The 11,848-nt window shown below is 45.4% G+C and carries 6 protein-coding genes; 3 read left to right on the plus strand and 3 right to left on the minus strand.

Annotated features, from left to right (window positions below; all coding sequences use genetic code 11):
* Together QUA44_RS29485 and QUA44_RS29490 are read left to right on the plus strand one after the other, a co-directional pair.
* Positions 1-1,610 (plus strand): ABC transporter substrate-binding protein/permease (locus QUA44_RS29485; RefSeq protein ID WP_333257178.1); only part of this gene is annotated, 1,610 nt, incomplete at its 5' end.
* Entirely contained in the window at positions 1,576-2,325 is a 750-nt protein-coding gene (locus tag QUA44_RS29490) for an amino acid ABC transporter ATP-binding protein (protein WP_333257181.1), read from the plus strand. The genes QUA44_RS29485 and QUA44_RS29490, both read left to right, overlap by 35 nt.
* A gap of 167 nt (positions 2,326-2,492) precedes the next feature.
* Here the strand turns inward: QUA44_RS29490 and QUA44_RS29495 are convergent, their stop codons facing one another.
* Together QUA44_RS29495 and QUA44_RS29500 are read right to left on the minus strand one after the other, a co-directional pair.
* Complete coding sequence (locus QUA44_RS29495) at positions 2,493-7,007, minus strand: DUF4347 domain-containing protein (protein WP_333257184.1); 4,515 nt, start codon at positions 7,005-7,007, stop codon at positions 2,493-2,495.
* A gap of 331 nt (positions 7,008-7,338) precedes the next feature.
* Entirely contained in the window at positions 7,339-8,388 is a 1,050-nt protein-coding gene (locus QUA44_RS29500; protein ID WP_333257187.1) for a lysylphosphatidylglycerol synthase domain-containing protein, read from the minus strand.
* Between the two features lie 383 nt (positions 8,389-8,771).
* Here QUA44_RS29500 and QUA44_RS29505 point away from each other — a divergent pair, with 383 nt between their 5' ends.
* The gene (locus tag QUA44_RS29505; RefSeq protein ID WP_333257189.1) at positions 8,772-10,817 is read left to right on the plus strand and encodes a S8 family serine peptidase; all 2,046 of its coding nucleotides are present in this window, start codon (positions 8,772-8,774) and stop codon (positions 10,815-10,817) included.
* Positions 10,818-11,080: 263 nt separating this feature from the next.
* Here the strand turns inward: QUA44_RS29505 and QUA44_RS29510 are convergent, their stop codons facing one another.
* Positions 11,081-11,560: a hypothetical protein gene (locus QUA44_RS29510; RefSeq protein ID WP_333257192.1), complete on the minus strand. Its 480-nt coding sequence runs from the start codon at positions 11,558-11,560 to the stop codon at positions 11,081-11,083.
* Positions 11,561-11,848 lie beyond the last annotated feature (288 nt).

Raw genomic sequence — 11,848 nt, forward strand, 5'->3', positions numbered from 1 at the left:
TGAGCGCAGTGAGTTGGAAACTCTCATGCTGCGTTCTCAGGGGAGGGGAGAGCGGCGACGCTCGAACCTTACCCGACAGAGGTAGAAGTGGCAACGCCTCTATCGACTCTAACTGGGCGAGGGGATGTTTTAGGACAATGTTCGATATGAAACGTTTAAAATTAAAATCAATGCTGGCGGCGGCGATCGCGATCGCCTTTTGTTTAATTGCGATCGCCAGCTACGCCCAAGCCAACAAAACTTTAACACTGGCGACTTCCCCAGACTACCCGCCCTATGAATTTAAAGATACGGCTGTTAGTGGCAACGAAATCATCGGTTTTGACATCGACATTGCCAAATATATTACTAAAAAATTAGGCTACGAGCTCAAAGTAATTGGCATGGATTTTAACGGCTTAATTCCCGCTTTGCAGGCCAAAAGAGCCGATTTTGTGATGGCCGGAATGACTCCCACAGCAGAAAGGAAAAAAAATGTTGCTTTTTCTGACCTTTACTACGAAGCTCAAAATACAATTGTCGCCAATAAAGGCAGCAATTTGACCAAAGCTGAAGATTTAGCCGGGAAAAAAGTAGGCGTTCAACTCGGAAGCATTCAGCAAGAAGCTGTGAAAAAAATGCCAGGTGTGCAACTGGCTGCTCTGAATAGAATTCCTGATATCATTCAAGAAGTTAAAGCGAACCGTCTCGCGGCGGGAGTGATTGAGGATACTGTCGCTACTGGTTATGCAGAAGCGAACCCGGACTTGGAATTTAACACAATCCCGAATACTGAAGAAAGCGGTTCGGCGATCGCCTTTGGCAAAAATTCGAGATTAGTTCCAGAATTCAACCGAGTCCTCCAGCAAATGAAAGCCAGCGGTAAAATTAAGGAACTAGCTACTAAGTGGTTTTCTCGATCCATCGCAACTGAACCGGCTCAAGCAAATCCGTCTCCGGCAAAGGCAAAATTAGGGTTGGATTTTGGCAAAATAGCGCCGAATTTACCTTATATTTTAGGCGGAATCTGGGTAACATTAACCTTTACCCTGCTGTCGGCATTTCTCGGATTTATCTGGGGAATCGTGCTGTCTCTGTTTAAGATTTCTAGCATTAAACCGCTGTTTTGGTTTGCCACTGCTTACACCTCAATTTTTCGCGGAACACCGCTAATTTTGCAGTTGACTTTAGTTTATTTTGCAACGCCGCAGCTTACGGGCTATAATATATCAGCGCTGCAAGCTGGCGTGATTACTTTTTTCCTGAATTCTGGGGCTTATATTTCCGAAACAATCCGCGCGGGAATTCAAGCCGTAGATAAAGGTCAAAAAGAAGCCGCAGAATCCCTTGGCGTTCCCTACAAACTGATGATGGGCGATATTATCTTGCCGCAAGCGTTGAAAAATATTTTGCCTGCATTGGTGAATGAAAGTATTGCTTTGCTGAAGGATTCAGCTTTAGTTTCAGTAATTGGCGTAGAAGATTTGCTGCGCCGCGCTACAATTGTGGGAGCAGAAAAGTATATTTACTTTGAACCTTTGATATTTGTCGGCGCAATTTATTATTTGATGGTGCTTAGTTTAACTTGGGGGGCCAATGTACTCGAACGCAGACTCCAAAGTAGCAGTTAAGGTCGATCGCCTGTATAAATCTTTTGGCAATCTTAAGGTTTTGCGCGAGATAACTACTGAGATTCATCAAGGAGAAGTGATTGCCATTATCGGCCCTTCGGGGTGCGGCAAGTCTACTTTTCTGCGGTGTTTGAATTTACTGGAAGTTCCGACTTCAGGACAGATTTACATTGACGGCGTAGATATCACTTTGCCGAAGGCCGATATTATGAAAATCCGCCAGAAAGTGGGGATGGTTTTTCAGCATTTCCACTTGTTCCCGCACATGACAGTGCTGCAAAATGTAACCTATGCGCCTGTAAAGGTGAAGCAGGTTGCTAAGGATGAGGCGCGTCTGAAGGGGTTAGAATTGCTGGAAAAAGTCGGTTTGTCGGATAAGGCGGAGGTTTATCCTTCTAAGCTTTCGGGGGGACAAAAACAGCGCGTGGCGATCGCCCGCTGTTTGGCTATGGAACCGGAAATTTTGTTGATGGACGAACCGACTTCTGCACTCGATCCAGAAATGGTTAAAGAAGTGTTAGATGTGATGAAAGCTTTGACCAAAACTGGAATTACAATGGCAATTGTGACTCACGAAATGGGTTTTGCGCGGGAAGTCGCCCACCGGATATTGTTTTTGGATGGCGGAAAGGTGGCGGAAGATGTGCCGCCGCAGGAGTTTTTTAGTAACCCGAAGTGCGATCGGGCCAAGCAATTTCTGGAAAAAATGCTTTAATTCATATAAGAATTAGAGTTTTTAACCGCAGAGAACACAGAGGACACAGAGGTAGAGGAGAAAGAGAAAGTTGCGGTAGGGTGCGTCAGTTTGGAGATGCTCGATCGGCAGGGAAAGTATAATACTGACGCACCATTTATTGGGTGGTGCGTCAGTTGTGAGATTGTTTAAATTAAACTGAAATCGCTGGCGCTTATTCTGCTAGAAGAAACTCCGTTTAAAGCAGCTATAATTTCTCCTGTTTGCCCAAACTGAATCAATGTTGCACCGCTATTTTCAGTAAGAGTTAATTGCTCGAATGTCAAGCCATTAGCTAGCATCAGCAAATCTTTTCCAGCTTCAAAATCGGCAATAATATCGATACCAGAATTGGCAGACAGTAAAAAGCGATCGCTCCCAGCACCTCCAATTAGACAATCTTCCCCCAAACCGCCAATCAAAGTATCATTACCTTTGCCACCAAAGAAAGTATCATTTCCATCGCACCCGTCTAGCAAATCATTGCCAGCACTTCCAGTCAGACAATCATTGCCAGCACCTCCGCAGAGGGTATCATTACCATAATCGCCATAGAGAGAATCCTCGCCTTCGCTGCCGAAGATTATATCATTTCCCTTGCCTCCAAATGCGAGATCGCTGCCTTTGCCGCCGTCGATAAAATCAGCACCTTCACCGCCAAAAATTAAGTCGTCGTCTTCTTTACCATTTATTGAATCATTGCCGCGATTTCCGAAGATGATATCTTCGCCTTCACCGCCAAGGATGATGTCATTATTCTTGCCACCAAAAAGAATATCATCTCCGTGGTTGCCCTCAATGAAATCATTGCCTCGGTTGCCGTAAAGGATGTCGTCTTCTTCACCGCCGTAGAGGTTATCATCGCCTAAATCCGCATCGAAAATATTCGGATTTGGACTGCCGTAAAAAGCATCATTTTCCGGTGTACCAAACTGAATTTCACCGCTACCATTGCCGTTGATAATATTGTTAGCTTGGTTTGGGCGATCAACTGTTGGATACTCAATAGTATTGCAAATGCAATCAGTATCACTTCCTGTTGTAACAACAGGTACTGATGGTGTTGGCGTCGGTGTTGGCGTCGGAGTTTCCGCAGGCGTCGGTGTTGGCGTTGGCGTCGGTGTTGGGTTCGGAGTTTCCCCAGGCGTTGGCGTTGGTGTCGGTGTTGGGTTCGGAGTTTCCGCAGGCGTTGGCGTTGGTGTTGGTGTTGGGTTCGGAGTTTCCGCAGGCGTTGGCGTTGGTGTTGGCGTCGGAGTTTCAGCAGCAGTCGGCGTCGGAGTAGAAGTTTCCGCAGGCGTCGGAGTGGTTGGAGTCGGAGTGGTTGGAGTCGGAGTTGTTGGAGTCGGAGTGGTTGGAGTCGGAGTGGTTGGAGTCGGAGTGGTTGGAGTCGGAGTGGTTGGAGTCGGAGTTGTTGGAGTCGGAGTTGTTGGAGTCGGAGTTGTTGGAGTCGGAGTGGTTGGAGTCGGAGTTGTCGGAGTCGGAGTTGTCGGAGTCGGAGTTGTCGGAGTCGGAGTTGTTGGAGTCGGAGTGGTTGGAGTCGGAGTGGTTGGAGTCGGAGTGGTTGGATTGACGGTAATATCCACACGATCGCTATCGGTTTGAGCACCGCCTAATTCTGGAGCTCCGCGATCGTTTGTCGTCAAAGTCAGCGTATCGGTGCCACTAAAGTTCAGATTCGGCGTATAAGTTAAACCATCTAAAGCAGCATTAATATCAGCCTGTTTTCCCGTATAAATCAGGCTGTTGCTGCCATTCCCCGATCCGGTAACTCCCGTCAGCGACTTGAGTGTAAGAGTGCCGCTGGTAACGCTGAGATTAACTTCCACCGACTCGCTATCTAAATCCGATACAGAGATACTATTGCCGTTGCTAGCAGAAAAGATGCGAGGAGTATTTTGAGTCGTCGTTTCTTTGCCGATATCAGTCGAAATGTTTACACTCCAACTGGCAATATTTCCTGGAGTAGTAGCATTGGAAGCTTTACTATTCTCTTGGTTGGCATCAACTGCATACAATTTCCAAGTGCCGTTGGGGTTAGTTTTATTAAAAACAGAAAGAGTCGAACCGTAAGGCCCTTCTGGTGCCCCTGTCGGTGTTGGCGTTGGCGTATCGTTATACAAAAAGGGATAAACATCAAGAAAACCGCTCAGTGAATAGTTGGTCGGTTTGTAAGTTCCTGAAGCGATAGTTGGTACTGTAACAAAAGGAAAACTAGAAAGAAAAGAGGCTGCATTATCATCCAACTTCAGCGTGACGTTGTTGAGTGGTTCAGATGGAACGTGAGACATTAACACCACATTTTGTCCCTCGGGCCCAACTAGCAAGAGGTTGATGTTCTGCGGTCCACCATTGGCAGAGTTAGAAGTTTGAACATTGTTGAGAGTGATGGTAACGCTGTCTACTTTTCCTGTTACACCTGAAACGTCAATAGCAGACGGATAGGGTGTCGCTAAAACGTTATATACGAAGTCTCCGCTGTTGATGGTAATGTTATTCGGGTTAGTTGTAGTGGTTGTGGTTCTTCCCGGTATTGAATTAATAGGAGATTGATTGCGACGAGAAAATTCCGAGGTATCGCCTGTGGTTTTATTAGTAGCAGTAGCAGCTAGAACCTGTTTGCCTGCTACTGGAGTGTAGGCGAAGTTGATATTACCATTGCCAGCGCTATCTGTAGTAACGTCTTGGAAGCCGAGGAAAGTTTGACCTTGACCTGCGCCTGCGGGGTCATAACTGGTATTTGCAAAAAATTCGACGCGGAAATTGGCATTAGGAGTGCTGTTGAGAATGCCGCTAACTGTGTTGCCGCTAACTGAGGTCAGAACCGGGTAATTTTGCAGGTTGTTGCTGCCTGTATCGGCGTCGCCTAAATCGTTGGAAGTGACACCATTATTACCGATTAAGTCAATTCCTAATCGTTTGTTGTTAAAAATGCTATTGCCTTGAATAGTGTTACTGGTGGCATTTTTACTAGCAACCTCCATACCGCTGCGATTATTGTTAGCAATGATATTACCTTCTCCAGGTGCAGTGCCGCCGATAGTATTATTCGAGTTTTTGCCTAAGATAAAAATGCCATCACCCTTGTTACCTAAAGCTATTGTCCCCGTGGCATCAGTCCCGATGTAATTGCCAGTAATTTTGGTGTTGGTGACTCCCCCTGACCCTGGCCCAGCAATAAATATACCTCCAATACCTTCGTTGCCAGAAATGACGTTGCGCGAGATAATATTGCCTGTTAGGGGGGTGACATTAGGAGGATTGTTTTGAGTGTAACTTTGGATTCTGATCCCAGCTAAAGTGTTGGCTACAGCAGTCGTACCGCTAATATCAGTACCAATGTAGTTGTCTTGGATGGTATTGTTGTTAGTCTGTACTCCAATGCCGTGACCTAAGCCGGAATTTCCGCCCTTTCCAAATCCGTTAATAACCAATCCTTGAATGGTACTGCCACTGGAATCTTCGGCGCCACCAAAAGGGCTTTTGCCTAAATCTAAACCATTAATATAAATATAATTGGCAGATGAGGCTGGTTGTTGTACTAAACTGCCATTTAGTTCAATTATCGGTTTTCCAGCATATCCAGGTTGAGATTTGCCATTGATCATAACTGGGCTGGTGATGACAGGTAAGGCTTGACCGAAAAGGTTAATGGTATAAGGGCCAGTACCGGGAATGTTAAAGTTAATTGTGTCTGATCCGGGATTGGAATTGGCTTTGTTGATGGCATCTCTCAGAGAATCTGTACCGCTATCGGAACTATTGGTAACGGTATAAATAGCCAAAACAGACGCATAATTTTCCATTGCGTCTGACTCGAATGCTAGGGGCGATTTAATGTTGCCGATTTGTGTTTCGAGTTCCCAATTCCCCCCTAATTTTGCACTCCCTGTGAGATGCTTGGATGCGGCGATATTTGCACCAGTGAGGGATGCAATGCGGTGGAGGAATTGGACACCATCTAAGGCTGGTTCATCGAGTCCGCCGGGGGTTTCAACCCCCGTCTCATAGCAAAAGTCCTCTTGAAATAACTGTTTAATGAAATTGTTTTTAGTCGGTTTCAACTCACATCTTACACCATTCTCAATAACAGGCAAGATGCCTGTTCCACAAAGAGTGAATTTTCTTGTGGAACAGGCATCTTGCCTGTTCATAAAAGGCTTATTGAGAATGGTGCAACATCTCGGTTTCAACCGACTTTCGCTTTGAGACAGGGAATTTATTCCCTGGCGGACTTTCTGACAAGCGCGGGATGCTGCTGCTACATTGCAGCCGTAAATCAGGATGTCTGCATCAATTGTTAAAGCGCGCCGCCATTGCTGCAATTGCTGGCTATAAGCTTCTAGGTTATCGATAGATAGTCGGGTTTTACCGAGTTGCAAGCTTCCCGGTTCGCCGTGGGAAACTAGATGAATGCTATCAATATTAGTGCGATTCGCTAAAACTTCGCTAATTTGTTCGACTCCATCTCTGTGGGAGTCGAGAATTATTGCTTCTACTCCCGATTTCACTCCATCTAGGAGATTTTGATAGTCTGTTACTGCTGCATCGATAAATACTATTGTACTGGGGTTATTGGTGCGATCGCTCTTTTCCCCAAAACTCCCATTGCCCGCGTTCATTTGATTCGGAAGTTCGATCGCACCTGCTGATAAAACTGGCATCATGGCTGTGTACCCTATCTCCTAAAGTTAACAATTTTTCATAAATCCAGGACTACCACACCCGAACTCAAAAAACCCGTTTCTTTGAGGTACAAATACCTAAAATTGTAATTTTTATGAGAGCAACTAGGTTTGCTTGCCAGTCTTAAATTTATTGATTCCGACTATATTGTTTGTGGCTTTGTCCTTGATGAACTCAAACAGATTATTTGAAAAAATTCAGTCTAAGCTCAACTATACCAGCATACGTACGTAACCCAAAAATCTTAATAAAAATACATATTTTCGACTCGGCTAATCGCGGCAAGTCCGCTGGCATTATATATTTTCCCACTCACTTACGGTGCCGATCGCGCTGGCGATCGAGCTTTGCCAAAGCAGCACCGGAAACATCCGCCAGAATGCTAATTATCCGATACAAAGCCACCGCACTCAAAATTATACCCGTAGAAAAGCGATCGGACAGCAGGGCGATCGCCGTTGCTTCAAATACTCCCATTCCCCCCGGTGCACCGGGTACGACTAAACCGACAACAAACGCAAAACAAAAAGCACCGAACAAGTTGGGAATATTGCTAAAGTTCACCGGAGTTAAAGCCATTACAGTTAGCAAAAAACCGCAGCCCCGCAATCCGATAAAACACATTTGTCCGATTAACGGCACTAAAAGATAGCGTTTAAGTGGCAAATTAATGTGGCGGCGGGACTTGACAGTCGATGTTTTTTTAGCTATATTGGAGCTAGACTCTAAACGCAAAATTGGTCGATCGCCCGCAGCCTCCTCAACCTTTGAATTTTCCCCATTGTTCTTTGATAACTTCAACCGCTCTACAAAGAGAACGATCGGATTTAAAATTCGGGGATGAATCGCCGTTAAAATAGCAGCACAACCGACAAGCCGCAACAACCAATTGAATTGGTCAAAACAAATCAACCCAATCATCACGCCAGCAGAAGCCATCAGCAGTGGTTCCAGCAATACGCTGAGAGTAGCGGCTTTGGGGAAAATGCCTGCCTTTTTGGCTTCCAATATTCGACCCCAAAAATGCCAAATATTCCCCGGTAAATACTTGGCAATATTAGTTTTGAGAAAAACTTGAATCGCCCAGGCGGCAGTTACAGGTTGCCGGAATTCTCGCAAAATCAACATCCACACCCAGCCGACAAAAATTAGAGAAAATAAAGTGACGCCAAGGGCGATCGCCAGCAACGGCAAACTTTCGGCTCGAATTTGGATATTCGCGACTTCTCGCCAGTGAGTTAAAAAAGCTTTGGCAATAAATAAAAACGTCCCGCCCAAAATCAAATAGCGCAAATAAGGCTTTAAATGCGACTTCGCGAGGTTGAAAAAATTCTGAATTCGATGCAAGTGTGGTTTTCCCATTTTCTGATCCCGATTTTGAATTTGGGATTAAGTTATACTGTTTTAGATTTTATATTTTAGAGGGGCTAAGGCGGAATTGTGATTGATTTACACGGCATGATATGATGGAATAAATCTGTTTAACCTGAGATGTTGCACCCTTGTCAAGAACGGGCAAGATGCCCGTTCCACAATAACTCAACATTTTTGTGGAACAGGCAAGATGCCTGTTCCTAAACAAGTAATTGAGAATGGTGGAACATCTCTGTTTAACCTAACCTATGCAGACCTCTACAGATTGTGCGTAATGCCCGCCTTACAGACTATTTAGGGCGTTTTTAACCACAAACTTAAATTTAAAATCTAAAATTTAGATCGATATACCTCGCTAGGAGTACATTTCTATGCCCGGCCCGAGCCCTGACGGTCTTTCCTATCTTTTAGATGATAGCCCCAATAGTTTCGCCTTGACTCCGGGCTTTTTGACTCCTTATCCTAACGGATTTTTTGCCCTCGGCGGCAACGATTTTATTGTTGGTTCGTCGGATGCCGAAATAATCAGCGGTGATAATGGTAACGATCGCATTCTCGGCGGTGGCAATTCCGATACGCTGTTAGGGGGCGCAGACAACGATTTGCTTAACGGTGGTGCCGGCGCAGACTTCCTGTTTGGCGATGCCGGCAGCGATACCTTGCAAGGAGGTAAGGGAGATGACGCCGTTGAGGGCGGCAGTGGCAGCGACGTTTTAGTGGGCGATGGCGGCAAAGATACGCTGACAGGGGGTTTGGGCCCAGATACCTTTGTCCTCCGCAGCGACTCCGCAGTCTCCGATCCGGCTGCAGCAGACGTGATTACTGACTTTAACAGTTTTGTGGATTCGATCGGCCTGACTGACAATCTTACCGAAGCTGACTTGATTCTCGAAGAAATATCGATCGCCCCCGGTATTTCCAATACATTAATTAAAATTCGCCAATCCAATGCTATTTTAGGCTTGGTAGCCAACGCATCTCCACAAGACCTCGCCAATACATTCATCTCTGCAACTACCGTATTGGGCAACCAACTCGATCAAGCTCGCGATTTAGGCGTTTTGGGCGGCACTCAAACGATCGCAGACTCGGTTAGCAATGCTCGGCCAGACGGCCTTTACCGCTTTACTTTGTCTGCAACTAGCGACTTTAAATTAACTGTCAGCGGTTTGACGGCGGATGTTGATGTGGCATTAATTAAAGATCTTAACGGCGACAATTCTATTGACTTCACCGATATTATTGCTTCTTCTCAAGAACCAGATTTATCGCCGGAGTCGATCGACATCAACGGTTTAGCCGCAGGAACTTACTTTGTCCGAATTTATCAATACCAAGGCAGTACAAATTTCTCCCTCAATCTATCTGCAACCCCGGCAACTGTTTTTACTAACAATGCGAGCAACTTGCAGGGTTTTGACTCTCGTTTTGGGTTCGGTTTGGTGAATGCAGCGGCGGCAGTTGCTAAAGCTCAAGGTACTGCAACTTTTCCTGATGTTCCCGATTTGGGCGGCGATGAGTGGGGCAGAGATTTAATTAAAGCTCCAGAGGTTTGGGCCCAGGGATTGACTGGAGACGGCATTGTGGTGGCAGTTATTGACAGCGGAGTTGACTACAATCACCCGGATTTGACGGGGAATATTTGGAGCAATGTGGGGGAAACTGGTGTTGATGCGATCGGTCGCAATAAAGCTAGCAACGGGGTTGATGATGATGGCAATGGCTTTGTTGACGATTTCCGGGGATGGGATTTTGTCAACAACGATAATGACCCGATGGATGATAACAATCACGGCACTCATATATCGGGTTTAGTTGCTGCGAAAAAAGATGGGGTTGGGATTACGGGAACTGCTCCGACTGCGAAGATTATGCCTTTGAAAATACTCGATGAGGCGGGAGTAGGCAAAGTTAGGGATGAAATTAATGCGATTAATTATGCGGTAGCAAATGGAGCAAAAATAATAAATGTGAGTTTGGGCGGCCTCCAGTTGAATGATCAAGAATTGAATGCGATTCGAGTGGCTGAAGCTCAAGGCGCGATCGTAATTTCGGCGGCAGGAAATGATGCTCGCCCACAAGCTGATTATCCGGCTCGGTTTGCCAATGAGGTAGGAATTGCTGTCGGTGCTGTTACCCGAAATGGCTTGTTTGCGGATTATTCTAACCGGGCGGGTGCGGAGACTATTAATTACTTTGTTGCTGCGGGCGGCGACGGTGGGAGGGCGGATTCTGGTGACGTTTATTCAACTGTGTCGCTTTCGGAACCGGGGATTCCCTATCGATATTTTGCGGGTACTTCAATGGCAGTGCCACAGGTATCCGGCGTGATAGCTTTAATGTTACAAGCTAATCCGAGGCTGACTCCTGCTGATATTAAGAGGATTCTTGCGGAAACTGCCAATCGATCGGTTTGAATTAATTGATAATTGGGAATTGGGAATTGGTGATGGGCTTGACATACTGTTACCAGATTTCGTAGGGGCGGGTTTCACCAACAATATCGAATTGCTACTAACAATCTACATAAACCCGCCCCCACACAACTAACAATCTACATCAACATTGATTTGTATTGAATGCGAAAAATGTACAAGGGGTTTACCGTGGGATAGGGCGGGTTTTATAGATTGTCAATCAACCTAAATATTGTTGGTGAAACCAGCCCCTACAAGCCAAATTAAAAATTGGCGGCGTAAGTTAAGTCAAATTGGCGGCACAGGGTGATGCAGCAGTAGGTTGGTCGATCGAATACTAACTCGTAATTCATCTGGCCATCTATTTTGGTGATCGGCTGCTTTAAAGGGATGCCCTGAATATCGTATTGGCGGCGTTCTAAGGCACTCCAGTCGATAATTTTGAAGTCTATTTGGTTCTGCAACTCAGTTGCGATCAGATATAGGTGCATCTTTTCTTGAACTTTTCCAGTCAGGGGAACTTTTATTAACACTGACTGGGTGACGAGGGGTTTTTGGTCGTTGGGATGCTTCTGGGTGTGGCAGCTTTTGAGTTCTATATCATAAGGTTCTACCTTGAATTTCTCTCCACTGGCGATCGCAGATGAGTGCAAATCTTTCAGGCACTTTTCTAGGTGAGGAATCAGCCCTAAGTCTGGATCACATAGCAGTTTACGAATGTTGGAGGTTTCAGTGACTGTCATTTTAGATTTTTGATGTTATTTTTGGATTCTTAACTTCTAGCTTAACGCGAAAAGCAACCCTATTGAACTATACTTGCGACATACTTCCCAAAATGCCTTTATTGCCAGTATGTCGCAGTGAATAAGACATTTATTTTTGGGCAGCAAACCCGTGTTTTTTGCCTTAATGTTTTAGATTATTTTTTGGTAATTTTCCACAGATTAAGCTCAACGTAAGGATTCAGGTCAAAAAAAACTTAAGTGACGGCATCTGGTAAAATAAACGAATGAAAAAGCCCGCAGCCACCA

Origin of the sequence: Microcoleus sp. N9_A2 (assembly GCF_036701775.1) — a bacterium.
Lineage (GTDB): Bacteria > Cyanobacteriota > Cyanobacteriia > Cyanobacteriales > Microcoleaceae > Microcoleus.